At 71.6% G+C, this 23,999-nt stretch carries 24 protein-coding genes; 17 read left to right on the top strand and 7 right to left on the bottom strand.

Annotated features, from left to right (window positions below; translation table 11 throughout):
• Nucleotides 1–17: 17 nt before the first annotated feature.
• Nucleotides 18–839 carry a serine hydrolase domain-containing protein gene (locus tag LG395_RS27435; protein WP_171156698.1) on the top strand — a complete coding sequence of 274 codons (822 nt, stop codon included), beginning with the start codon at nucleotides 18–20 and terminating at the stop codon, nucleotides 837–839.
• Here LG395_RS27435 and LG395_RS27430 read toward each other — a convergent pair.
• Complete coding sequence (locus tag LG395_RS27430; RefSeq protein WP_225811695.1) at nucleotides 836–1,501, bottom strand: pirin family protein; 666 nt, start codon at nucleotides 1,499–1,501, stop codon at nucleotides 836–838. The genes LG395_RS27435 and LG395_RS27430 overlap by 4 nt on opposite strands.
• A gap of 88 nt (nucleotides 1,502–1,589) precedes the next feature.
• Between LG395_RS27430 and LG395_RS27425 the strand changes: the two genes are divergently transcribed.
• From LG395_RS27425 to fabF, 5 genes are all read left to right on the top strand, one after another.
• Complete coding sequence (locus LG395_RS27425) at nucleotides 1,590–2,795, top strand: PucR family transcriptional regulator (protein ID WP_171156696.1); 1,206 nt, start codon at nucleotides 1,590–1,592, stop codon at nucleotides 2,793–2,795.
• 89 nt (nucleotides 2,796–2,884) lie between these two features.
• Nucleotides 2,885–3,802, top strand: a complete 918-nt coding sequence (locus LG395_RS27420; RefSeq protein WP_225811694.1) for an ACP S-malonyltransferase — start codon at nucleotides 2,885–2,887, stop codon at nucleotides 3,800–3,802.
• Nucleotides 3,803–3,812: 10 nt separating this feature from the next.
• Nucleotides 3,813–4,844: a ketoacyl-ACP synthase III gene (locus LG395_RS27415; protein ID WP_225811568.1), complete on the top strand. Its 1,032-nt coding sequence runs from the start codon at nucleotides 3,813–3,815 to the stop codon at nucleotides 4,842–4,844.
• 81 nt (nucleotides 4,845–4,925) lie between these two features.
• Entirely contained in the window at nucleotides 4,926–5,174 is a 249-nt protein-coding gene (locus LG395_RS27410; protein WP_018545314.1) for an acyl carrier protein, read from the top strand.
• Nucleotides 5,175–5,280: 106 nt separating this feature from the next.
• Nucleotides 5,281–6,543, top strand: a complete 1,263-nt coding sequence (fabF, locus tag LG395_RS27405; RefSeq protein ID WP_171156690.1) for a beta-ketoacyl-ACP synthase II — start codon at nucleotides 5,281–5,283, stop codon at nucleotides 6,541–6,543.
• Nucleotides 6,544–6,631: 88 nt separating this feature from the next.
• Here the strand turns inward: fabF and LG395_RS27400 are convergent, their stop codons facing one another.
• Nucleotides 6,632–7,126 (bottom strand): DUF3145 domain-containing protein, encoded by a 495-nt coding sequence (locus LG395_RS27400; protein WP_103810905.1) that lies wholly within the window; start codon nucleotides 7,124–7,126, stop codon nucleotides 6,632–6,634.
• Nucleotides 7,127–7,383: 257 nt separating this feature from the next.
• Here LG395_RS27400 and LG395_RS27395 point away from each other — a divergent pair, with 257 nt between their 5' ends.
• Nucleotides 7,384–8,268 carry an SGNH/GDSL hydrolase family protein gene (locus LG395_RS27395; RefSeq protein ID WP_225811567.1) on the top strand — a complete coding sequence of 295 codons (885 nt, stop codon included), beginning with the start codon at nucleotides 7,384–7,386 and terminating at the stop codon, nucleotides 8,266–8,268.
• A 41-nt stretch (nucleotides 8,269–8,309) separates the two neighbouring features.
• Here the strand turns inward: LG395_RS27395 and LG395_RS27390 are convergent, their stop codons facing one another.
• On the bottom strand, nucleotides 8,310–8,480 hold the full coding sequence (locus tag LG395_RS27390; RefSeq protein WP_225811566.1) for a hypothetical protein: 171 nt from the start codon (nucleotides 8,478–8,480) through the stop codon (nucleotides 8,310–8,312).
• Nucleotides 8,481–8,643: 163 nt separating this feature from the next.
• Here LG395_RS27390 and LG395_RS27385 point away from each other — a divergent pair, with 163 nt between their 5' ends.
• A complete protein-coding gene (locus tag LG395_RS27385) occupies nucleotides 8,644–9,621 on the top strand; it encodes an aldose epimerase family protein (RefSeq protein ID WP_225811565.1) in 978 nt (325 codons plus the stop codon).
• A 301-nt stretch (nucleotides 9,622–9,922) separates the two neighbouring features.
• Nucleotides 9,923–11,164, top strand: a complete 1,242-nt coding sequence (locus tag LG395_RS27380) for a pyroglutamyl-peptidase I (RefSeq protein ID WP_171156683.1) — start codon at nucleotides 9,923–9,925, stop codon at nucleotides 11,162–11,164.
• A 42-nt stretch (nucleotides 11,165–11,206) separates the two neighbouring features.
• Here LG395_RS27380 and LG395_RS27375 read toward each other — a convergent pair whose 3' ends face one another.
• Entirely contained in the window at nucleotides 11,207–12,001 is a 795-nt protein-coding gene (locus LG395_RS27375; protein ID WP_171156681.1) for an EI24 domain-containing protein, read from the bottom strand.
• An 82-nt stretch (nucleotides 12,002–12,083) separates the two neighbouring features.
• On the bottom strand, nucleotides 12,084–12,521 hold the full coding sequence (locus LG395_RS27370) for a MarR family winged helix-turn-helix transcriptional regulator (protein WP_171156679.1): 438 nt from the start codon (nucleotides 12,519–12,521) through the stop codon (nucleotides 12,084–12,086).
• A gap of 97 nt (nucleotides 12,522–12,618) precedes the next feature.
• Here LG395_RS27370 and LG395_RS27365 point away from each other — a divergent pair, with 97 nt between their 5' ends.
• The gene (locus tag LG395_RS27365; RefSeq protein WP_225811564.1) at nucleotides 12,619–13,617 is read left to right on the top strand and encodes an NADP-dependent oxidoreductase; all 999 of its coding nucleotides are present in this window, start codon (nucleotides 12,619–12,621) and stop codon (nucleotides 13,615–13,617) included.
• Between the two features lie 121 nt (nucleotides 13,618–13,738).
• A complete protein-coding gene (locus tag LG395_RS27360) occupies nucleotides 13,739–14,158 on the top strand; it encodes an organic hydroperoxide resistance protein (protein ID WP_171156676.1) in 420 nt (139 codons plus the stop codon).
• Between the two features lie 95 nt (nucleotides 14,159–14,253).
• Here LG395_RS27360 and LG395_RS27355 read toward each other — a convergent pair whose 3' ends face one another.
• Together LG395_RS27355 and LG395_RS27350 are read right to left on the bottom strand one after the other, a co-directional pair.
• Nucleotides 14,254–15,411 carry a serine hydrolase domain-containing protein gene (locus LG395_RS27355; RefSeq protein ID WP_225811563.1) on the bottom strand — a complete coding sequence of 386 codons (1,158 nt, stop codon included), beginning with the start codon at nucleotides 15,409–15,411 and terminating at the stop codon, nucleotides 14,254–14,256.
• Between the two features lie 249 nt (nucleotides 15,412–15,660).
• Nucleotides 15,661–16,539 (bottom strand): SCO2400 family protein, encoded by an 879-nt coding sequence (locus LG395_RS27350; RefSeq protein ID WP_225811562.1) that lies wholly within the window; start codon nucleotides 16,537–16,539, stop codon nucleotides 15,661–15,663.
• Nucleotides 16,540–16,739: 200 nt separating this feature from the next.
• On the opposite strand from LG395_RS27350, the gene LG395_RS27345 reads away from it, so the two are divergent.
• From LG395_RS27345 to mmsB, 6 genes are all read left to right on the top strand, one after another.
• A complete protein-coding gene (locus LG395_RS27345) occupies nucleotides 16,740–17,903 on the top strand; it encodes a mandelate racemase/muconate lactonizing enzyme family protein (RefSeq protein WP_171156670.1) in 1,164 nt (387 codons plus the stop codon).
• Nucleotides 17,900–18,904 (top strand): zinc-dependent alcohol dehydrogenase, encoded by a 1,005-nt coding sequence (locus tag LG395_RS27340; RefSeq protein ID WP_225811561.1) that lies wholly within the window; start codon nucleotides 17,900–17,902, stop codon nucleotides 18,902–18,904. Before LG395_RS27345 ends, LG395_RS27340 begins: the two co-directional genes overlap by 4 nt.
• Nucleotides 18,905–19,026: 122 nt before the next feature.
• Nucleotides 19,027–20,043 (top strand): hypothetical protein, encoded by a 1,017-nt coding sequence (locus tag LG395_RS27335; protein WP_171156666.1) that lies wholly within the window; start codon nucleotides 19,027–19,029, stop codon nucleotides 20,041–20,043.
• A 6-nt stretch (nucleotides 20,044–20,049) separates the two neighbouring features.
• The gene (gene chvE / locus LG395_RS27330; RefSeq protein WP_171156665.1) at nucleotides 20,050–21,159 is read left to right on the top strand and encodes a multiple monosaccharide ABC transporter substrate-binding protein; all 1,110 of its coding nucleotides are present in this window, start codon (nucleotides 20,050–20,052) and stop codon (nucleotides 21,157–21,159) included.
• A gap of 34 nt (nucleotides 21,160–21,193) precedes the next feature.
• The gene (gene mmsA, locus LG395_RS27325; RefSeq protein ID WP_171156663.1) at nucleotides 21,194–22,744 is read left to right on the top strand and encodes a multiple monosaccharide ABC transporter ATP-binding protein; all 1,551 of its coding nucleotides are present in this window, start codon (nucleotides 21,194–21,196) and stop codon (nucleotides 22,742–22,744) included.
• Nucleotides 22,741–23,985 (top strand): multiple monosaccharide ABC transporter permease, encoded by a 1,245-nt coding sequence (gene mmsB, locus LG395_RS27320; protein WP_171156661.1) that lies wholly within the window; start codon nucleotides 22,741–22,743, stop codon nucleotides 23,983–23,985. The genes mmsA and mmsB overlap by 4 nt, the downstream gene beginning before the upstream one ends.
• The last annotated feature ends 14 nt before the right edge of the window (nucleotides 23,986–23,999 follow it).

Here is a 23,999-nt window from a genome sequence, read left to right as displayed (position 1 = left end):
CGCATAGGCTCGGAGGCATGTCGTTGCAGAGCCTGGCGCTGATCGAGAACTGGCCCGTCCCCACCGCCGCGGCGGGTGTCGTACGAGCCGACGGGACCGTCCTCGGGACGCACGGTCCCGTCGGGCACCGCTTCCCGCTGGCCTCCGTCACCAAGCCGCTGGCGGCCTACGCGGCGCTCGTCGCGTACGAGGAGGGCGCGATCGAGCTGGACGAGCCGGCCGGGCCGCCCGGGTCGACGGTCCGTCACCTCCTCGCCCACACCTCCGGGCTCGCCTTCGACGAGCACCGGGTGACGGCGCCGCCCGGGGAGCGGCGGCTGTACTCCAACGCCGGGTTCGAGCAGCTCGGGGACCACATCGCCAAGGCGACGGACATCCCGTTCGCCGAGTATCTGCGGCAGGCGGTGCTGGAGCCGCTGGGGATGACGGCGACGTCGCTGGAGGGGTCGCCGGCGAAGGACGGGGTGTCGACGGTCGGGGACCTGCTGCGGTTCGCGGCGGAGGTGCAGGCGCCGAGGCTGCTGGACGCGCGGACGGTGGCGGCGGCGATGACCGTGCAGTACCCGGGGACGAAGGGGGTGCTGCCGGGCTACGGCCACCAGAACCCGAACGACTGGGGACTGGGCTTCGAGATCCGCGACGGGAAGTCCCCGCACTGGACCGGGGGTTCCTCCTCACCCCGCACTTTCGGGCATTTCGGGCAGTCCGGTACGTTCCTGTGGATCGACCCGGATGCCGGACTGGCCGCGGTCGCCCTGACGGACCGGGCGTTCGGCCCCTGGGCCGCCGAGGCGTGGCCGCCCTTCACGGACGCGGTGCTCGCCGAGGTGCGCGGCTAGGGTCTTTCGTCCGGGGTCATCTCCCACAGCAGCAGTTCCGCCGGCGTCGCCGCCACCGCCTCCAGGCCCTCCGCCCCTGTGATCCTCGCCGCATCGCCGGGGCCCAGCTCCTCCCCCGCCAGCCGGACCTCGCCCCGCACCACGTGCGCGTACACGTACGCCGCGTCCGGGACGGCGGTCCGCTCGCCGGGGTGCAGGCGGCGCACGTGGAGCGTCGCGCCCGCCGCCGGCACCGCGTACGGCGTGGCGTCGGCGATGCCGGGGACGAGGCCGTAGGAGGGGTCGCCGCCGGGCTCGCGCGGCGTCAGCCACATCTGTACGAAGGTCAGGGGGGCGTCCCCGTCGTTGCGCTCGACGTGCCGGACGCCCGCCGCCGCGCTGAGGTGCTGGAGGTCCCCGGGCCCGACCCGGGTCTCGTGGCCCGCGGAGTCACGGTGGGTCAGCTCCCCCTCCACCACCCACGTGACGATCTCGGTGTGGCTGTGCGGGTGTTCGTCGAAGCCGGCGCCGGGCGCGAGCCGTTCCTCGTTGCAGGCGATCACCGCGCCGAAGCGGAGGTTGTCCGGGTCGTAGTGCGGCCCGAAGGAGAAGGCGTGCCAGGTGTCGATCCCGCCCTCGGGATCCCCTCCGCGATAGCGCTCGCCGGCGCGCCGTACCTCCATCACGGCACCACGGTAGCCGGACCCGGCCCACGGAACCGGACCACCCCGGCGGCGCACGGGCCCGGCCCGATAAGGCAGTCTTGTCCCCGTGCCCGAACCCGAATCCCACAACGGCGATCCCGCAGCCCACGTCGTCCATCCGCACTCCGCGACCCTGAAGCGACTGGAGAAATCCTCCGGGAGCCTGGCCGCGCAGGCCATCGCGCGCATGGACGAGTCCCTGCCGTGGTACCGGGCGATGCCCCCGGAGAACCGTTCCTGGATCGGCCTCGTCGCCCAGGCGGGCATCGCGGCGTTCACCGAGTGGTTCCGGCACCCGGACGCGCCCCAGGCGATCTCCACGGACGTCTTCGGGACCGCGCCGCGTGAGCTGACCCGGGCCATCACGCTGCGGCAGACCGTGGAGATGGTGCGGACCACCATCGAGGTGATGGAGTCCGCCATCGACGAGGTGGCGGCGCCGGGCGACGAGAGCGTGCTGCGTGAGGCGCTGCTCGTGTACGCCCGGGAGATCGCCTTCGCCACCGCCCAGGTGTACGCCCAGGCCGCCGAGGCACGCGGTGCCTGGGACGCGCGGCTGGAGTCGCTGGTCGTGAACGCGGTGCTGAGCGGGGAGGCGGACGAGGGCGCCGTCAGCCGGGCCGCCGCCCTGGGCTGGAACTCGCCCGAGCACGTGTGCGTCGTGCTCGGGACCGCGCCGGACGGGGACAGCGAGCTGACGGTGGAGGCGATCCGGCGGGCCGCCCGGCACGCCAAGCTCCAGGTGCTCACCGGGGTGCTCGGCGACCGGCTGGTCGTCGTCGCCGGTGGCAGCGCCAACCCGCTCGCCGTGGCCAAGTCGCTGATCGGGCCGTTCGCCGCCGGACCGGTCGTCGCGGGGCCCGTCGTACCCGACCTGCTGGCCGCGACCCGGTCCGCGCAGGCCGCCGCGGCCGGGCTCAAGGCGTGTTCGGCCTGGCAGGACGCGCCGCGTCCGGTGCTGGCGGACGATCTGCTGCCGGAGCGCGCCATCGCGGGTGATCCGGGCGCCCGTGAGCAACTGGTGGAGGAGATCTACAGACCGCTGGAGGAGGCGGGCTCGGCACTCCTGGAAACACTGAGTGTGTACCTGGAGCAGGCGAGCAGCCTGGAAGGCGCGGCGAGAATGCTCTTCGTTCACCCGAACACCGTGCGCTACCGGCTCCGACGTGTGACTGACGTCACCGGATGGTCGCCTTCGGATGTACGATCCGCGTTCACACTACGGATCGCGCTCATCCTGGGGCGTCTGGCCGACGCCGAAACCCAGACATAGGGTTTTGTCGGAGGCCCACAAAAGCCCTTCGTGTTCTTCGTCCCTGTCCTCACGGGCGGCCGTGCCCGTCCCCAAGAGAGAGTGTGAGAGTGCTCGTACTCGTCGCTCCCGGCCAGGGCGCTCAGACGCCCGGCTTCCTGACCCCCTGGCTCGAACTGCCCGGTGCCGCCGACCGCGTCGCCGCCTGGTCGGACGCCATCGAACTGGACCTCGTGCACTACGGCACCCAGGCCGACGCCGACGCGATCCGGGACACCGCGGTGGCCCAGCCGCTGCTCGTGGCCGCCGGCCTGCTGTCCGCCGCGGCACTCGGTGACATCGATCCCGGCGCGGTCGCCGGGCACAGTGTCGGTGAGATCACCGCCGCCGCCTTCGCCGGTGTCCTGGACGACACGGCCGCCCTCGGCCTCGTCCGCAAGCGGGGTCTGGCGATGGCCGACGCCGCCGCGGTCACCGAGACCGGCATGGCGGCGCTGCTCGGCGGCGACCCGGAGACCTCCGTCGCCCACCTGGAGAAGCTGGGCCTGACCCCGGCGAACATCAACGGCGCGGGCCAGATCGTCGCCGCCGGCACGCTGGAGCAGCTGGCCGCGCTGACCGAGGACAAGCCCGAGGGCGTGCGCAAGGTCGTCCCGCTGAAGGTGGCCGGCGCCTTCCACACCCGTCACATGGCGCCCGCGGTCGAGACGCTCGCCAAGGCCGCGGCGGCGCTGTCGCCGGCCGACCCGAAGGTTCCCTACGTCTCCAACAAGGACGGCCGGGTCGTCGCGTCCGGCGCCGAGGTGCTGGAGCGGCTGGTCGGCCAGGTCGCCAACCCCGTGCGCTGGGACCTGTGCATGGAGACGTTCAAGGAGCTGGGCGTCACCGCGCTCGTCGAGGTGTGCCCGGGCGGCACCCTGACCGGCCTGGCCAAGCGGGCGCTGCCCGGTGTCGCGACGCTGGCCCTGAAGACCCCCGACGACCTCGACGCGGCCCGTGCTCTGCTCGCAGAGCACACCGGTGCCTAAGGAGCCGTACATGGCGAAGATCAAGCCCAGCAAGGGCGCCCCGTATGCGCGCATCCTCGGCGTCGGCGGCTACCGGCCGACCCGGGTCGTGCCCAACGAGGTGATCCTGGAGAGGATCGACTCGTCCGACGAGTGGATCCGCTCCCGCTCCGGCATCGAGACCCGGCACTGGGCGGGCCCGGAGGAGACCGTGGCCGCGATGGCGATCGAGGCCTCCGGGAAGGCCATCGCCGACGCCGGCATCGACGCCGAGCAGATCGGCGCGGTGGTCGTCTCGACCGTGTCGCACTTCAGCCAGACCCCGGCCGTGGCCACCGAGATCGCCGACAAGCTGGGCACGGACAAGGCCGCCGCCTTCGACATCTCGGCCGGCTGCGCGGGCTTCGGCTACGGCCTGACCCTCGCCAAGGGCATGGTGGTGGAAGGTTCCGCCGACTATGTGCTCGTGATCGGCGTGGAGCGGCTGAGCGACCTGACCGACCTGGAGGACCGGGCGACCGCGTTCCTGTTCGGTGACGGCGCCGGCGCGGTCGTGGTCGGTCCCTCGAACGAGCCGGCGATCGGCCCGACCGTGTGGGGCTCCGAGGGCGACAAGTCCGAGACCATCAAGCAGACCGTCACCTGGGACCGGTTCGCCGTCGGCGACGTCTCCCAGCTGCCCCTGGACAGCCAGGGCAACATCAAGTTCCCTGCGATCACGCAGGAGGGCCAGGCGGTGTTCCGCTGGGCCGTGTTCGAGATGGCGAAGGTCGCCCAGCAGGCGCTGGACGCGGCCGGAATCACCGCGGACGACCTGGACGTCTTCATCCCGCACCAGGCCAATGTGCGGATCATCGACTCGATGGTGAAGACACTGAAGCTGCCGGAGCACGTCACGGTCGCCCGTGACATCCGCACCACCGGCAACACCTCGGCCGCCTCGATCCCGCTCGCGATGGAGCGGCTCCTGGCGACCGGGGAGGCGAAGAGCGGCGACACCGCGCTCGTCATCGGATTCGGGGCGGGTCTCGTCTACGCCGCCACGGTCGTTACCCTCCCCTAGGCACTCCGTGCCGGATCATGCGGTCCGGCAGGGGGACAACTGCCACAAACCGTCTGGATTATCGAAGAAGGAGCGCCTGACATGGCCGCCACTCAGGAAGAGATCGTCGCGGGTCTCGCCGAGATCGTGAACGAGATCGCCGGGATCCCCACCGAGGACGTCCAGCTGGACAAGTCCTTCACCGACGACCTGGACGTCGACTCGCTGTCCATGGTCGAGGTCGTCGTCGCCGCCGAGGAGCGCTTCGACGTGAAGATCCCGGACGAGGACGTCAAGAACCTCAAGACCGTCGGCGACGCGACCGACTACATCCTCAAGCACCAGGCCTGAGTCACCGCGTAGGCCGCAGGCTGCAAGCCCCGCCACCCGGCGGTGGCGCCGTAATCCCCGCAGACGCGGGGATAGTCCTCCCGTATCCGTTGGAGAAAGAATTCCCGTGAGCCCGACCAATCGCACCGTGGTCGTCACCGGTATCGGCGCAACCACACCGCTGGGTGGCGACGCAGCCTCGACCTGGGAGGCCCTCGTCGCCGGCACGTCCGGCGTCAGCCTGCTGGAGAAGGAGTGGGCGGCTCAGCTGCCGGTCCGCATCGCCGCGCAGATCGCCGTCGAGCCGGGCGAGATCATCCCCCGCCCGCAGGCCCGCAAGCTGGACCGGTCCGCGCAGTTCGCGCTGATCGCCGCTCAGGAGGCCTGGAAGGATGCCGGCTTCACCGCCAGGGCCGGTGAGGACCCGTCCGTCAACCCCGACCGTCTCGGCGCGGTCATCGCCTCCGGCATCGGCGGCGTGACGACCCTGCTGGACCAGTACGACATCCTCAAGGAGAAGGGCGTACGCCGCGTCTCCCCGCACACCGTGCCGATGCTGATGCCCAACTCCCCGGCGGCCAACGTCGGGATCGAGCTGGGCGCCCGCGCCGGTGTGCACACCCCGGTCTCGGCCTGCGCCTCGGGCGCGGAGGCCATCGGGTACGCCATCGAGATGATCCGCACCGGGCGTGCGGACGTGGTCGTGGCCGGTGGTACCGAGGCCGCCATCCACCCGCTGCCCATCGCCGCGTTCGGCAACATGATGGCGATGTCCAAGAACAACGACGATCCGCAGGGCGCCTCGCGTCCCTACGACGCCGGCCGGGACGGTTTCGTGCTCGGTGAGGGCGCCGGTGTGATCGTCCTGGAGTCCGAGGAGCACGCGAAGGCCCGCGGCGCCCGGATCTACGCCGAGGCGCTCGGCCAGGGCATCTCCGCCGACGCGCACCACATCACGCAGCCGGAGCCGTCCGGCAACGGGATCGCGCACGCCCTGCAGAACCTGCTGGACAACACGGATCTGAAGCCGGCCGAGATCGTGCACGTGAACGCGCACGCCACCTCGACGCCGCAGGGTGACGTGGCCGAGATCAAGGCGCTGCGGAAGGTGTTCGGCGACGACGTCGACCACATGGCGATCTCCGCGACCAAGTCGATGACCGGTCACCTGCTGGGCGGTGCCGGAGGTGTGGAGACCGTCGCGTCGATCCTGGCGCTGGTGAACCGCACGGCTCCGCCGACCATCAACGTGGACAACCTCGACCCCGAGGTCAACGCGGACGTGGTCGTCGGTGAGGCGCGGGCCCTGCCCGAGGGCCGTGTCGCCGCGCTGAACGACTCGTTCGGCTTCGGCGGGCACAACGTGGTCCTGGCGTTCCGGACCATCTGAGAAACGTGTGGAAGGGCCCTCACCAGCTGGTGAGGGCCCTTCGGTCTGTCCACCGGGAGCGCCGGCCGGGTTTGCTGCGTGCGCGACGTCACACCACTTGGTGCAGCCAGCGGACCGGGGCGCCCTCGCCGGCGTAGCGGAACGGCTCCAGTTCGTCGTCCCAGGGCTTGCCCAGGAGTTTGGCGATCTCCGCCTCCAGGTCGGTCTCCCCCTGCCGGGACCGCGTCAGCGCGGCGCGCAGGCGGTCCTCGGGGATCAGGATGTCGCCGTGGATGCCGGTGACGGCGTGGAAGATGCCGAGGTCGGGGGTGCAGCTGTAGCGCTCGCCCTCGGCGGTCGCGCAGGGCTCGGCGGTGACCTCGAAGCGCAGCAGGTGCCAGCCGCGCAGCGCCGAGGCGAGTTTGGAGGCGGTGCCGGCCTGGCCCTGCCAGGAGAACTCCGAGCGCCAGGTGCCGGGCGCCGCGGGCTGCCGGATCCAGTCGAGGTTGACGCGCGTGCCGAGCACCCCGGCGACGGCCCACTCGACGTGCGGGCACAGCGCGCGCGGCGCGGAGTGCACGTACAGAACTCCACGTGTCGTCACCGGAACCTCCGGGCAGAGCGGGACATCTTGCGGACTGGCTGGGCGGCAGTGGCGCGACGGCCGCGTTGATGGCGAGGCTACCTTGCGGCGGGGCAAGGAGTGTGACGTACGGTCGGTCCCGGTGCCAGGAAACCGTCGCCATTCACCCAGGGGGACGCTTGTGCGGGGGTGCGCCGTTCCCGGGGCCCCGGGCCGGGAACCCTCGGACGTTGTCAGGGGAGGGGGATGCCCGCCGTCGAACGAGGGGAACAGCAGGGATGCGGAAGCGAAGCCACCGTGTACGGGCCGTTCTCGCCGTAGTGGCGGCCGTGCTGCTGGGCGCCGCGGGGTGTGACGACGGGGCGGGGAGCGCCCCGGCGCCGGCGGGCACCAGGGCGGGCGCGGCCCGGCCCCCGGTGTGGGACCGCAGCCCGGACTCGATCGCCGCGGTGGGCGACTCCATCACGCGCGGCTTCGACGCGTGCACGGTGCTGTCGGACTGCCCGGAGGTGTCGTGGGCGACGGGCAGCGACGCCACGGTGGACAGCGTGGCGGTGCGGCTGCTGGGCGTGACGGGGGCGGCGGAGCGCAGCTGGAACTACGCGGTGACGGGCGCCCGGATGGCGGACCTGCCCGGGCAGATGGAGCAGGCGGTCTCCCGCGCCCCGCAGTTGGTGACGGTGATGGTGGGGGCCAACGACGCCTGCCGGGCCTCGGCGTCGGCGATGACCCCGGTGGCCGGCTTCCGCGCGGACTTCGAGGAGGCGCTGCGCACGCTGCGTTCGGCGCTGCCGAAGACGCAGGTGTACGTGGCGAGCGTGCCGAACCTGAAGCGGCTGTGGTCGCAGGGCCGGACGAACCCGCTGGGCAAGCAGGTGTGGAAGCTGGGCATCTGCCCGTCGATGCTGGGCGACGCGGACGACCTGACCGGCGCGGCGATGCTGCGCCGGGACTCCGTGCAGCGACGGGTGGTGGAGTACAACCGGGTGCTGGAGGAGGTCTGCGCGAAGGACCGGCGCTGCCGCTTCGACGACGACGCGGTGTACGACTACCGCTTCGGCACGGACCAGCTCAGCCACTGGGACTGGTTCCACCCCAGCAAGGACGGTCAGGCACGGCTGGCGGAGATCGCGTACCGGAGGATCACGGCCGGAAATCCGTGACCGGCCCCGTTCGGTGAGCGGGCCGAACAGACGGTGCGGCTTCAGCGGTGGCCGCGCTTCCTCTGCTCGGTCCAGATGATCAGTACGCTCACGGCCAGCGCGCCGAACAGGATGCCCACGAACCAGGCCGGAGGGCCGACGAAGACCGACACGACGAAGGCCAGGAACGTGGCCAGCAGGCCCGTACTCGCCCACAGCTCGCGATCACTCATGCGTCCCCCGCGCGTGATGAGTCCTCGTCCGCCCCGACAGCGAGCGGGGTGAAGGGAAACACCACCAGACACCCGACAGGCCGTCAAGTGCCGGTGGGACACACGCGGTGGACCGGCACCCGCGCCGGATCCGGCTTCCGGCGGCACTACTAGGGTTTCCCACATGAACGAACTTTTCGGCACACTCCCCGACGGCACGCCGGTGCACCGGTGGACGCTGGAGCGCGGCGGGGTGCGGGTGCGGGTGCTGTCGTACGGCGGGATCGTGCAGTCCGTGGAGGTCCCGGACGGCGCCGGGCGGACGGTGGGCGTGGCGCTGGGCTTCCCGGACCTCGACGGCTACCTGGCGCATCCGGAGCCGTACCTGGGTGCCGTGATCGGCCGGTACGCGAACCGCATCGCGGGCGGCCGCTTCTCGCTGGACGGCCGGACGTACGCGCTGGCCCGCAACAACGGCCCGAACTCGCTGCACGGCGGTGAACGCGGGTTCGACAAGCGGGTGTGGGAGGTGACGCCGGTCCCGTACGGCGTGCGCCTGAGCCGGGTCAGCCCGCACGGCGAGGAGGGATTCCCGGGCCGGCTGGAGGTGGCGGTGACGTACACGCTCGACGCGTCGGGCGCGTTGCGGATCGCCTACGAGGCGGTCACGGACGCGCCGACGGTGGTCAACCTGACCAGTCACGCGTACTGGAACCTGAGCGGTTCCGGGGACGCGGGCGGGCACGAGCTGCGGCTGGCCGCGTCCCGGTACACGCCGGTGGACGCGGACCTGATCCCGGCCGGCGCGCCGGCGGACGTGACCGGTTCCCGCTTCGACTTCCGTACGGCCCGCAAGACCGGTTCCGGCTACGACCACAACTTCGTCCTGGACAAGGGGGTGACCGGCACGGCCGAGGAGGTGGCCGAGCTGTACGACCCGGCGTCCGGACGGACCCTGACGGTGGCCACGACCGAGCCGGGCCTCCAGGTGTTCACCGCCGACACGTTGTCCGGGCCGCTCGGCCCGGGCGCCGGGATCGCCCTGGAGACGCAGCACTTCCCGGACTCCCCCAACCGGCCGGACTTCCCGAGCACGGTGCTGCGGCCCGGCGAGGTCTTCCGCTCCGAGACGGTGTACGGCTTCGGCACCCGCGGCCGGTAGCCGGTCGCCCCGGGGCCGTGAAGCCCCGGTCCGGGGGTCAGGTTCCCGGACCGGGGCTGCGCGGGGGACACGCACCCCCCTGGCGGGGGACTTGTCCCGGATCAGACGTTAATCGTCGTGATGACGCGGCGGTTCTCGATCGAGCGTCCGGCGGAGATCTCGTACGAACCCTTCACACTTGCCCACGTCTCCCCCGCCGGGGAGCGCCCGCACCATGGCGCGGGTCACTTCCGTCACGCGATACTGCGGCCGTCCACCGCACCACGCGCCCCACAGCGACGGAAGGACCCGAACTCCCTTGATGCGTCTACGTATCGGCCTCCTCGGGCTGGCCCTGCTGACCGGCCTGTCCGGGCCCGCCACCCCGGCGTGGGCCGCCACCGCCCCGCCCTCCCCCACCGTCGAGGAACAGCGGCTGGACAAGGCCGTGCCGCAGGAGATCCTGCGGCGCTCCGGGTTCGCCGACGCGGCACCGGAGTTCCGCCGTGCCCTGCACCGGGCGCGCTCCTACGCGCAGGCCCGCGGCATCGTCGTGCGCGAGGGGTCCGCACTGTGGCGGCGGGCCGTGGAGCGGGCGCAGGGGCGCGGGCCGGCCGGCGGTGACCTGAGCCGGGACGACGACCGGCCGCTGTACTGGGCCCGGCTGGGGATGACCCGGGAAGTGCGCGCCTGGGAGCCGGGCTTCGGGCTGTCCGAGGGGCAACGGGAGGCGCTCCTCGGGTGGCTGGAGCGGACCTCGCGCGGGCAGAGCGACATCCGCTACCCGGGGAAGGGGCACCTGCGGCGCGTCCTGCTCACCGGGTTCGACCCCTTCACGCTCGACCGGGACATCCGCATCTCCAATCCCTCGGGGGCGACGGCGCTCGCGCTGGACGGCACGGTCGTCGAGACGGCGCGGGGGCCCGCGCGCGTCGAGACGGCCGTGTTCCCGGTGCGCTGGCGGGACTTCGCCGAGGGCACGGTGGAGCGGACGCTGCGGCCGTACCTGCCGCGGGTGGACCTGTTCACGACCGTGAGCCAGGGCCGGGTCGGCCGGTTCGACGTCGAGCGCACCAACGGCGCGTGGCGGGGCGGTTTCGCGGACAACGAGGACGTGGGCGTGACGGGGACCGTCCCGGTCGCGGACCCGGCGTCACAGCCGCAGTGGACGAGCACCACCCTGCCGTACGCCGCCGTCGTGGCCGCGCGGACGGGCCGCTTCCCCGTGTACGACCACACGGAGGTGACCGAGATACCGGCCGGCGCCGGCGCGCCCGTCGTACGGCCGGACGGGCCGACCCCCGGCTCCACCGCCCGTGCCGGGGGCGGCGGCGACTACCTCTCCAACGAGATCGCCTACCGGGCCACCCTGCTGCGGGACCGGCTGGGGCTGCACGGCACGCTGCCGGGCGGGCATGTGCACACCCCCGTGCTGCAGTTCGGGGCCGGGAACACCACCGAGGTGACGGACCCGGAGTTCGTGCGCAACCGGCTGGACATCATCGCGCAGGTCCGGTCGATCGTCGCCGTGTCCGTCGGCGCGGCCCAGCGAAGGCCGGGCTGACGCCGGGGCCGGCCCGGACGTGACCCGCGGCGAGCGTCCCGGTCAGGGGCTGACGTCCTGCGTCCGGGGCGCGTCGGCACCGTCCCCGCCGTTCTCCTCGCCCAGCAGGTCGCGGGCGAGGAGCGTGGCGCCCGCGACCGCGCCCGGCATCAGGAACACCGCGACGAACGGGACAAGGAAGGCCAGGCCCAGGGGCGTGCCGAAGCCCCAGACGAGGGTCTTGCGGGAGCGGAGCAGGGTGAGCCGGGCGCGCAGGTCGACGCCCCGGCGCTGCATCGCCACGGCGGCCAGTTCCTCGGTGAGGAAGAAGCCGGTGACGAAGAAGCCGATCACGGGGACGACGGTCTGCCCGGCGACCGGCAGGAAACCGAGGGCGAAGAGCAGCACGCCCCACAGGCCGGCCCGCACCAGCACGCGCAGGCTGTCCCGGGCGGAGATCCACAGCTCGCGCCAGAGCGGCAGCTCCGACCGCGGGGCGGTGCCGTCGGGCGAGACGTCGGCGTCGACCCTCTCCGAGAGGTTCTCGTAGAAGGGCTGGCCGACCAGCAGGGTGACGGCGGTGAACGTCAGCACGGCCAGCAGCAGGCCGAGGGCGAAGAGGACGGCCGTCAGGAAGCCGCGGAACAGGCCCTGCCAGGGGCTGGACCAGTCGTCGGCGAACGGGGTCGCCCAGGTGACCGCGTCGGCGCCCCACACGGCGAGCGCGACCAGCGCGGCGGCGTACAGCACCAGCGTGATCAGTCCGGGCAGCAGCCCGAAGCCGTAGCTCCGCCCGTGCCGGGCCACCCATCGCTGGCCTTTGAGCAGATACCCGAAACCCACCCCGAGATCACGCATGGCGAGGACTCTACTGGCTGGGTGTGACAGCGCGGTTGGCCGGTGGCGGCGGGGGCCGGCCGGCGCCCGGCCGGGCCGGGTCTCAGGCGTCGAGCATGCGGCGGAGCAGGTCGCGCAGGGAGCGGCGCTGGTCGTCGGTGAGCGCGGCGAGCGGCTCGCGGGCGAAGTGCAGGCCCTCGCGCAGGTCCCGGGCCACCCGGCGGCCCTCGTCGGTGGCGGCGGCGACCTTGACCCGGCGGTCGGCCGGGTCGGGGCGGCGCTCCACCAGGCCGCGCGACTCGAGCCGGTCCACGATCCCGGTGACGTTCGACGGCTCGCACTTGAGCTTCTGGGCCAGCTTGCGCATGGGCAGCGGCTCCAGCGAGAGCAGGCTGAGCAGCCTGGCCTGCGGGCCGGTCAGCGCGTGCTCGCCCGCCGCCTCCTCGTAGTCCGCGTAGAAACGGGCCACGACGTCACCGATCAGCTCGACCACTTCCATGGTCAGGGGGTCGGGGCGGTGGGTCTTCGATGGGTGGGACATGCCCTCCAGGATACCCGGTTACTTGACATCATGAAATATTCAGGGGCATGGTTGTTTCAGGTACTGAAGTAATTGCAGTGACACGAAAGGCTCCGTCATGATCAACCGCGAGTGGCACCTGCTCAGCCGACCCGTCGGCTGGCCGAAGCCCGAGGACTTCGCCCTCGTCGAGGCGCCGGTCCCGACCCCGGGCGAGGGTCAGGTGCTGGTGCGGAACAAGTACCTCTCCGTGGACCCGTACATGCGCGGAAGGATGAGCGCGGCGAAGTCCTACGCCGCCCCCTTCGAGCTGGGCAAGGTCATGCAGGGCGGCGCGGTCGGCGAGGTGGTCGAGTCGCGCGCCGAGGGCCTCTCCGTCGGCGACCACGTCCTGCACTTCTCCGGCTGGCGCGAGTACGCGGCCGTGGACGCGAAGAACGCCGTGAAGGTCGACCCGGAGGCCGCTCCCCTGTCGGCGTACCTCGGCGTCCTCGGCATGACCGGCCTGACCGCCTACGCGGGCCTGCTGCGCACCGCCTCCTTCAAGGAGGGCGACAGCGTGTTCGTGTCGGGCGCCGCCGGGGCCGTGGGCAGCCAGGTGGGCCAGATCGCCAGGCTCAAGGGCGCCTCGCGGGTCATCGGCTCGGCCGGGTCCGACGAGAAGGTCAGGCTGCTCCTGGACGAGTACGGCTTCGACGCGGCCTTCAACTACAAGAACGGCCCGGTCGCCGAGCAGCTGCGCGAGGCGGCGCCCGACGGCGTCGACGTCTACTTCGACAACGTCGGCGGGGACCACCTGGAGGCCGCGATCGGCTCGCTGAACCAGGGCGGCCGGATCGCCGTCTGCGGCATGATCTCGGTCTACAACAACACCGAGCCCGCGCCCGGCCCGAAGAACCTGGCCCGGCTGATCCAGACGCGCGGCCGGATCGAGGGCTTCCTGGTCGGCGACCACTACGACCTCCAGCCGCAGTTCGTCCAGGAGGTCGGCCCCTGGGTCGCCTCGGGCGCGCTGAAGTACCGGGAGACCGTGGTCGAGGGCATCGAGAACAACCTGGAGGCGTTCCTCGGGGTCCTGCGCGGCGACAACATCGGCAAGATGGTCGTCAAGCTCTAGCCGGCGTCTTCCGGACGAGAGGCCCTGGCCTTCCCGTGGTTTCCGGCATGCGGTAGCTTCTTTCCGGAATCCGTCGCGATCGTGGGCGCGAGTCGCGGCGGCCGAGGAGGAAGACAACCGCATGCCCATCACGCAGTCCGACGTCCTGTACACCGCCGTCGCCACCGCCGAGAACGGCCGCGACGGACGGGTCGCCACGGACGACGGCCGACTCGACGTCGTCGTCAACCCGCCGAAGGAGATGGGCGGCAGCGGAGCCGGGACCAACCCGGAGCAGCTGTTCGCCGCCGGTTACAGCGCGTGCTTCCAGGGGGCGCTGGGGGTCGTGGCCCGGCAGGAGGGCGCCGACGTGTCCGGGTCCACCGTCACCGCCAGGGTCGGCATCGGCAGGAACGACGAGGGCTTCGGGATCATCGTGGAGATCTCGGCGGTCATCCCGAACACCGACGAGGCCACCGCGCGGAAGCTGCTGGAGAAGGCCCACCAGGTCTGCCCCTACTCGAAGGCGACGCGCGGGAACATCAGCGTGACGCTGGTCTGACCTCCGTCGTTCCTCACATCGGCAGCCGCATCCTTGGACGTGGGGTGCGGCTGCCCTCCGGCGAGCGGTGCCCACGCCCCCCCCCGGGGGGCTCCTCAGCCGGCCAGCGCCGCCCTGTGGACCTCCGCCGCGAACCTGTCGTTCTCGGGTGCCGGCGCGCCCGGGAACGCGAACCTGCGCCTCGTGTAGCCGTAGGCGATGCCCGCGTGCGGGTCCGCGAAGGCCTGCACGCCGCCTGTGCCGCCGTGGCCCAGCGTGCCCGCGCCCAGGAACGGGTACGAGGTGTCGGCGACCGCCTGGAAGCCGAGGCCGAAGGACGTGTGGGCGCGGGTCACCAGGTCGTACCCCGTGGAGTGGATCTGGGCGAACTCCGCCAGTGTGTCGCCCTTCAGCAGCGGCGTCCTGCCGTCCACCTCGCCGATCATCGCCGCGTACATGCCCGCGAGACCGCGTGCCGAGCCGATCCCGCCCACTGAGGCGGGGCCCCGGGCGCGGATCAGCCGCTCGTTCGGCAGGCTCTCCAGGCCGGTGGGCTCCGCGCCGTGCCGGTTGAAGGCGATCGACGCGAGGGTGTGCGGGCCGGTCGGCACGGCGTCGAGCTGCGCCTGCTGCGCGGGCGTCGGCAGCATCGGCCGGACGGTGCGGAAGCGCGGTTCGTGCGCCTCGGGCAGACCCAGGTGGAGGTCGAGGCCGTGCGGGGCACGGACCCGCTCCTCGTACACCTCCTGGAGCGTGCGGCCCGTCGCCCGGCGGACGACCTCGCCGGTCAACGCGCCGATGACCAGGGCGTGGTAGCCGAACGCCGTGCCCGGCCGCCAGAACGGCCGCTGGTCGGCGAGGCGTTCGGCGATCACCCGGTCGTCGGCCAGCTCGTCGGCACGGAACCCGGTGTCGGTGCCGACCAGCCCCGCGCGGTGCGCGAGCAGGTCCCGCAGCGTCAGCGCGCCCTTGCCCTCGGCGGCGAACTCCGGCCAGTAGTAGGTGACTTTGCGGTCCGGCTCCAGGGTGCCGTCCTGCACGAGCAGCGCCACCACCAGGTGGGCCGCGCCCTTCGTGGCCGAGAAGAGGGCGTACAGCGAGTCGCCGGTGACCCCGGCGCCCGCCCACAGGTCCACGACCCGCCGTCCGCGGACGTACGCGCACAACTGGCCCTCGTAGTCCTCCCGTTCCCCGGCGACGAAGGCGGCGAACTCCTCGCGTACCGGCTCGAAGCCCTCGGCTACCGTGCCCTGGACGGTGGTCTCCTGCGTCATCCGCTCTCCTCGGCCGATCCGCTGCTCGCTGCTCCCCCTCGGCACGACGCCCCCCGCGACGCCGGGCGTTCCCGAGACCGGTACGGCGAGACGTGCCCGTTCGACTCAACCCCCCGGAGGGCCGGGGGGTGTCATGGATACCCCGGATGGCCGATGGCGCGGGGTGGCGGGGACGCGCCCGGGCGTGCTTCACGTACACACGGACGGAGCCGCACCCCGGGCGGGGCACTCACCTGCCCGCGGACGTCCTCATCTGCACCACCACAGGAAGCGGTCACAGGTCTTCGTGGGCGACGGCTCGGGCGAGGGCGAGGAGGTGGTCGGGGCCGCGGTCGGGGTGGCGGACGACTGGCTGGGCGCCGGGGCGGCCGGGGTCACCGGGGTCGCACCGGCACTCGTCGTGGCCGACTGCTGCGCGGTGCCGCTCCGCGTGGCGGAGGGGGAAGCGGAGTCCGTGTCCTTCGGGGACTGCGACGGGGAGGCGGAGGCCGAGGCGTCCGGGGAGGCCGACTCGCCCGCACGGGGGGTGGCGCCGGACGTGGCGCCTGTCGGGCCCACGGTGCGGTCCGGCGCGACGGAGGCAGCGCCGCCGTCCGCCGAGGTGTCCCCGGCCGGGGCAGGGGCTTCGCCGGAGAAGGGGGAGAAGGGCGCGTCCGTGCCCAGTTCGGCGAGACTGAGGCCGCCCGCCGCGAGGACGAACCCGGCGGCGACCAGGACGGTACGGCGGCGTCTTCGGCGGTGTGCGGCGGCCTTGCGGTCGCGGCGGCTGCCCTCGGCCCCGCCCCGGGCCCGCCGGCCGGCCGGGGCGCCCCCGTCGTCACCCGCGTCGTCGGCCTCCGCCTCGTCCGCTTCGCCGGCCCCCGCCCGAGCCGGTTCCGGTTCTTCCGCCGGCTCCGGTTCCCCGGGGGCGTGCGAACCGCCTGGCGCCTCCTCGCGCGGCTGCTCGTACGGCTCGTACGGCTGCTCGTGCGCCGCCGGTGTCAGCGCGGCCCCGTGCCCGTCCCCCTGCTCGTGCGCGAGCGCGTCCGGCGCCGCCGTCGGAGTCGCGAGCCGGTCGGCCGGAGTACCGCACCCCGGGCAGGCCAGGGCGCCGTTGAGGTGCCGTCGGCACGGGAGGCAGTAGTTCATGACGCGGGAAGACTAAAGTCCGCGAGGTTCCGGTTCCAGGCGTCGTTGTGAAGGTTTGGTGCGGGGTCGAAAGACTTCTCGAAAGCCTTGCCGAAACCGTTACCTGTTCGACCCATTGACACCCCCGCCGGACCGTCCTTACTGTCACGCCAACATTTCGAACGTGTGACGAAATCTCGAACAGCTGAGGGGCAACTGCCGTGCGCATCACCGGAATCAGCACGCACGTGGTCGGGACGCCGTGGCGCAACCTGACCTACGTCCAGGTGCACACCGACGAGGGCATCACGGGAGTCGGCGAGACCCGGATGCTCGGGCACACCGACGCGCTGATCGGCTATCTGCGGGAGGCCGAGGCCAACCACATTCTCGGATCGGACCCGTTCGCTGTCGAGGACCTGGTGCGCCGGATGAAGTACGGCGACTACGGCCGGGCCGGGGAGATCGTCATGTCCGGCATCGCGGTGGTCGAGATGGCCTGCTGGGACATCAAGGGCAAGGCCCTGGGCGTGCCGGTGTGGCAGCTGCTCGGCGGGAAGGTGACCGACAAGGTCAAGGCGTACGCCAACGGCTGGTACACCACCGAGCGGACCCCGGAGGCTTACCACAAGGCCGCGCGGGGGGTCATGGAGCGCGGCTACAAGGCGCTGAAGATCGACCCCTTCGGCACCGGGCACTTCGAACTGGACCACCAGGAGACGGTGTACGCGGTCTCGCTCATCGAGGCCGTGCGGGACGCCATCGGCCCGGAGGCGGAGCTGATGCTGGAGATGCACGGCCGCTTCTCCCCCGCCACCGCCGTCCGGCTGGCCAAGGAGATGGCGCCCTTCAAGCCGGCCTGGCTGGAGGAGCCGGTGCCGCCGGAGAACCTGAAGGCGCTGGAGAAGGTGGCGGCCAAGGTGGACATCCCGGTGGCCACCGGTGAGCGCATCCACGACCGGATCGAGTTCCGCGAGCTGTTCGACAGCCAGGCGGTCGACATCATCCAGCCCGACGTCGGCCACCTCGGCGGCATCTGGGAGACCCGGAAGCTGGCCGCGACCGCCGAGACCCACTACATGCTCGTCGCCCCGCACAACGTGGGCGGGTCGGTGCTCACCGCCGCCTCGCTCCAGGTCGGGTTCACCTCCCCGAACTTCAAGATCCTTGAGCACTTCAACGACTTCGCGGACGCGGAGATCAAGAAGGTGGTCAAGGGCGCCCCGCAGGTGAACCCGGAGGACGGCTGCTTCCACCTCTCCGACGCGCCGGGGCTCGGCGTCGAGCTGGACGTCGACGCGGCGGCGGAGTTCCCGCAGCAGCAGGCCCGGTTCGACCTGTGGGCCGAGGGCTGGGAGCAGCGCAGGCCGAAGGGCACGAAGTGAGCTCCCAGGTCCTGGTCGAGGCGCCGGGGGTGTACCGGGTCGAGGCCCACACGCCCCGGCGGCCCGGTCCCGCAGAGGCGCTGGTCGCGGTGCACGCGGCCGGCATCTGCGGCAGCGACCGCGAGGTGTACCAGGGCAACCGGCCCGAAGGGTACGTGCGCTATCCGCTCACGCCCGGGCACGAGTGGTCGGGGACGGTCACGGCGGTGGGCGCCGGGGTGCCCGGCTCGCTCGTCGGCCGCAAGGTCGTCGGCGAGGGCTTCCGCAACTGCCAGGTGTGCGAACGCTGTCACGCGGGCGAGACCACGCTGTGCTCGGCCGGGTACGAGGAGACCGGCTTCACCCAGCCGGGCGCCATGGCCGCCACGCTGACCCTGCCCGCCCGGCTGCTGCACGTCCTGCCGGACGACGCCGACCTCACCGCCGCCGCCCTGCTGGAGCCGGCCGCCTGCGTCGCTGCCGCCGCGCTGAAGGCGAACGCCCGGCCGGGCGAGCGGGTCGCGGTGGTCGGCACGGGCACGCTGGGCATGTTCGCCGTGCAGTTCCTGAAGGCGGTCTCGCCGGCGGAGCTGCTCGTGGTGGGCACGCGGAACGACCGGGAGGCACTGTCCCGGCGGTTCGGGGCGAGCGACTTCCGGCTGCGCGACCAGGAGCTGCCCGGCGACTTCGACGTGGTGATCGAGACCGCCGGGTCGGCGTCCGCCGCGCGCACCGCCGCCGCGCTGCTGCGGCGCGGCGGCCGGCTGGTCCTCACCGGGATCCCGGCGCCGGGCGCGGACGGGCTCGACCCGACCGACCTCGTCGTGCGGCAGCTGGAGGTGCACACCGTCTTCGGGGCACCGCCGGACGCCTGGGCCCACACCGTGCGGGTCTTCGGGGCCGGGCTGCTGGACCCGCTGCCGCTGGTCACCCACGAGGTGCCGCTGACCGATTTCCCGCAGGCCATCGAGCTGGTGGGGGCCGGCGATCCCAAGGTGGGCAAGGTGCTGCTCCGCCCCTGACCGTACGCCGGCCGGGGCGTGACCTGACGACGCCCCGACCGGCGTACGCCCAGCGCTCTTCCGTACCCGGAGCCGCGAACCTTGTCCGAAATACCGAACACCCAGCACCCTAAGGACAGCTTGTGACCGACGCTTCCGCCCCGGCAGCCCGCAGGCCCGGCGAGCAGGTGCTCGCCGCGCTCGGCCTCGGCGCGCCCGCCCTCGACCCCGCCGACGCCTCCGCCCGCACCTTCCCGGGCGGCGGTCGCTGGCGCACCGAGATCCCCTCGTGCGAGGGTCCCGAAGCGCTGGCGGTCGTCCTGAAGGAGGCCTCGCGCCTCGATGTGCCGATCCACCGGATCAGCCAGGGCAGCGGCGTGTGGATGCTCACCGACGCCGAGATCACCGAGATGGTCGACGCCACGAACGAGCGCGACATCGAGCTCTGCCTGTTCACCGGCCCGCGCGGCACCTGGGACATCGGCGGCTCGGTGCGGTCCGACTCCCGGGGGGCCGGACTGCGCGCCCGGGGCCACGACGCCGTCGCCGGCTGCGTCGAGGACGCCGTCCGCGCCACCGAACTGGGCGTCAAGTGCCTGCTGGTCGCCGACGAGGGCGTGCTGTGGACCCTGCACCGGGCCCGCCAGGCCGGGATCATCCCGGCCGACACCACGCTGAAGGTCTCGGCGCTCATCGGCCCGGTCAACCCCGCCTCGTACGCCGTCTACGAGCGGCTCGGCGCCGACTCCGTCAACGTGCCCAGCGACCTGACGCTGGACCACCTCACCGAGATCCGCCGGGTCTCCGGCGCCCCCATGGACATGTACATCGAGGCCCCCGACGACCTCGGCGGCTACGTCCGGATGTACGAGGTCGCCGAGCTGATCCGGCGTGGCGCACCCCTCTACCTGAAGTTCGGTCTGTCCAAGGCCCCCGGCATCTACCCGTGGGGCACCCACCTGCGGGACGTGACCCTGGACACCGCCCGGGAGCGGGTGCGGCGCGGCCGGCTCGCCCTGGACCTGCTCGCCCGGCACGGCGCGGACGGCGACATGGCGCCGCTCGGCTCCCGGCTGCCCGGGACGCTCCACCGCTTCCCCGTGGAAGCACCCGCACCTCGCACCTCCGCTCCTCTCAACGACGAGAACGACAAGGACTGATCCCAGATGCGCAACCGCAGAGCCGCACTCGCCGCCATAGCCGGAGCCGCCTCGCTGGCCCTCACCCTCACCGCCTGCGGTCAGAGCGGCGAGGGCGGCAGCAAGGAGAAGGCGGGCGACGTCAAGGGCGCCACCATCGGCATCGCCATGCCGACCAAGTCCTCCGAGCGCTGGATCTCCGACGGCAAGAACGTCGTCAAGGACCTCCAGGCCAAGGGCTACAAGACCAAGCTGGTCTACGGCGAGGACGACCCGGAGACCCAGGTCTCGCAGATCGAGAACCTGATCACGCAGGGCGTCAAGGGCCTGATCATCGCGGCGATCGACAACAAGTCCCTGGGCCACGTCCTTCAGGAGGCCGCGGACGCGCACATCCCGGTCATCTCCTACGACCGGCTGATCCTCGGCACCAAGAACGTCGACTACTACGCCTCGTTCGACAACGAGAAGGTCGGCAAGCTCCAGGGCCAGTACATCGTCGACAAGCTCGGACTGAACAAGGGCAAGAAGGGCCCCTTCAACATCGAGCTGTTCGCGGGCTCCAACGACGACAACAACACCAAGTACTTCTTCGGCGGCGCCATGAGCGTCCTCCAGCCGTACATCGACAAGAAGCAGCTGGTGGTCAAGTCCGGGCAGACCAAGCTGACCCAGGTCGTCACCCTGCGCTGGGACGGCACCACCGCGCAGAAGCGCATGGAGGACGTCCTGACCTCCGCCTACAAGAGCGGCCGGGTCGACGCGGTCCTGTCGCCGTACGACGGCATCTCCATCGGCATCCTGTCCGCCCTGAAGTCGGACGGCTACGGCTCGGGCAGCAAGCCGCTGCCCGTCATCACCGGCCAGGACGCCGAGCTGGCCTCGGTGAAGTCGATCATCGCCGGTCAGCAGACGCAGACCGTCTACAAGGACCTCCGCAAGCTCGCCGAGGTCGCCGCCACGATGATGGACGACTCCCTGAAGGGCAAGAAGCCCGAGGTCAACGACACCAAGACGTACGACAACGGGACGAAGGTCGTGCCCGCCTACCTGCTCCAGCCGGTGAGCGTCGACAAGAGCAACTACAAGCAGGTGCTGGTCGACGGCGGTTACTACACCGAGGGCGACCTCAAGTAACCCGCCCATCTCCTACGGATTGGAAGGCACGACCATGGCGGGACCCGTCCTGGAAATGCGCTCGATCGTCAAGACCTTTCCCGGTGTCAAGGCGCTGTCGGACGTCACCCTGACCGTCCGGCAGGGCGAGGTCCACGCCATCTGCGGGGAGAACGGCGCCGGCAAGTCCACCCTCATGAAGGTGCTCTCCGGCGTCCACCCGTACGGCAGTTACGAGGGGGACATCCTCTTCGAGTCGAAGACCTGCCAGTTCAAGGACATCAGGGCGAGCGAGCAGCACGGCATCGTCATCATCCACCAGGAACTGGCGCTGGTGCCGCATCTGTCCATCGCGGAGAACCTCTTCCTCGGCAACGAGCACGCCACGCGCGGACTCATCAACTGGCGCGAGACCCTGCGCCACGCCACCGCGCTGCTGCGCAGGGTCGGTCTGGACGAGCACCCGGAGACCCGGGTCGCCGACATCGGCGTGGGCAAGCAGCAGCTCGTCGAGATCGCCAAGGCGCTGTCCAAGCAGGTGAAGCTGCTGATCCTGGACGAGCCGACGGCGGCCCTGAACGACGAGGACAGCGACAAGCTCCTCGACCTGATCCTGGAACTGAAGAACCAGGGCATCACCTCGATCATCATCTCCCACAAGCTCAACGAGATCCGCAAGGTCGCCGACTCGGTGACGATCATCCGGGACGGGCGGTCCATCGAGACCCTCGACGTGAAGGCGCCGGAGACGACCGAGGAGCGGATCATCGCCGGCATGGTCGGCCGCGACCTCGACCACCGCTTCCCCGAGCGCACCCCGCACCAGCCGGAGGAGGGTGCGGCACCGGCGCTGGAGATCCGCGGCTGGACCGTGTTCCACCCGATCGACCAGCAGCGCAAGGTCGTGGACGACGTGTCGCTGACCGTGCGCCGCGGCGAGATCGTCGGCATCGCGGGCCTGATGGGCGCGGGCCGCACCGAACTCGCGATGAGCGTCTTCGGACGGGCCTACGGCCGGTACGCGGCCGGCACGGTCCTGAAGGACGGCACGGAGATCCGTACGAAGACCGTGGCGGAGGCGATCGGGCACGGCATCGCGTACGTCACCGAGGACCGCAAGCACTACGGCCTGAACCTCATCGACACCATCAACCGGAACATCTCGCTGACCGCGCTGGACAAGGTCGCCCAGCGGGGTGTGGTGGACGAGCACGAGGAGCGGCAGGTCGCCGAGGGCTTCCGGAAGTCCATGAACATCAAGGCGCCCACGGTCTTCGAGCCGGTGGGCAAGCTCTCCGGCGGCAACCAGCAGAAGGTCGTCCTCAGCAAGTGGATCTTCGCGGGTCCCGACGTGCTGATCCTCGACGAGCCGACCCGCGGCATCGACGTGGGCGCCAAGTACGAGATCTACACGGTCATCGACCAGCTCGCCGCCCAGGGCAAGGCGGTGGTCTTCATCTCCTCCGAGCTGCCCGAACTGCTCGGCATGTGCGACCGCATCTACACGATGGCCGCCGGGCGGCTGACCGGTGAGGTGCCACGGGCCGAGGCCACGCAGGAAGTGCTGATGCGCCATATGACGAAGGACAAAGAGGTAACGCGATGAGCACGGATGTGACCGCCAAGAGCCCGGCCCCCGCGCCGCCGGGCGGCAGCGGACCGGCCGCCGACGGGGGACTGCTCGGCCTGGTGCTGGCCGGTCTGCGCCGCAACATGCGCCAGTACGGCATGCTGATCGCGCTCGGCCTGATCGTGGTCCTCTTCGCGATCTGGACCGACGGGGACCTGCTGCTGCCGCGCAACGTCTCCAACCTGGTGCTGCAGAACAGCTACATCCTGATCCTCGCGATCGGCATGATGCTGGTGATCATCGCCGGGCACATCGACCTGTCGGTCGGCTCGCTCACCGCGTTCGTCGGCGCCTTCGCGGCCGTACTGACCGTGCAGCACGGGATCTCCTGGCCCGTCGCGCTGGTGCTGTGCCTGGTGGTCGGCGCGGTCGCCGGCTCGGTCCAGGGCTATCTGATCGCCTATCTCGGCATACCGTCGTTCATCGTCACCCTCGCCGGGATGCTCCTCTTCCGCGGCCTCACCGAGATCCTGCTCAAGGGCCAGACCCTCGGCCCGTTCCCGGACGGTCTGCAGAAGCTCGGCAACGGCTTCCTGCCCGAGGTCGGCCCGGACACCAACTACCACAACCTCACCCTGCTGCTCGGGCTCGTCCTGATCGCGGCCGTGGTGTGGCAGGAGTTCCGGGACCGCCGCCGCCAGCAGGAGTTCTCCCTGGACGTGCTGCCGACCCGGCTGTTCCTGCTCAAGCTGACCGCCCTGGTCGCCGCGATCCTCGTCGTCACCCTGCTGCTCGCCAGCTACAAGGGCGCCCCGATCGTGCTGATCATCCTCGGCGCGCTGGTCGTCGGCTACGGCTACGTCATGCGCAACGCCGTCTTCGGCCGGCACATCTACGCGATCGGCGGCAACCTGCCGGCGGCCAAGCTGTCCGGCGTGAAGGACAAGAAGGTCACCTTCTACGTCTTCCTGAACATGGGCGTGCTCGCGGCCCTGGCGGGTCTGGTGGTCGCCGCCCGGCTGAACGCGGCCTCGCCGAAGGCGGGCGTCAACTTCGAACTGGAGGCCATCGCCTCCTCGTTCATCGGTGGCGCGTCCATGAGCGGCGGTGTCGGCACCGTCCTCGGCGCCATCATCGGCGGTCTCGTCCTCGGCGTGCTGAACAACGGCATGAACCTCCTCAGCGTCGGCACCGACTGGCAGCAGGTCATCAAGGGCCTCGCCCTGCTGGTGGCGGTCGGGTTCGACGTGTGGAACAAGCGCAAGTCCGGTTCGTAAGCGCCCAGAAAACG

Origin of the sequence: Streptomyces spinosus, from assembly GCF_020400655.1 — a bacterium.
GTDB lineage: Bacteria > Actinomycetota > Actinomycetes > Streptomycetales > Streptomycetaceae > Streptomyces > Streptomyces argyrophylli.
Note: the sequence above shows the minus strand (reverse complement) of the source record. Positions and strands in the feature narration are given on the sequence as shown.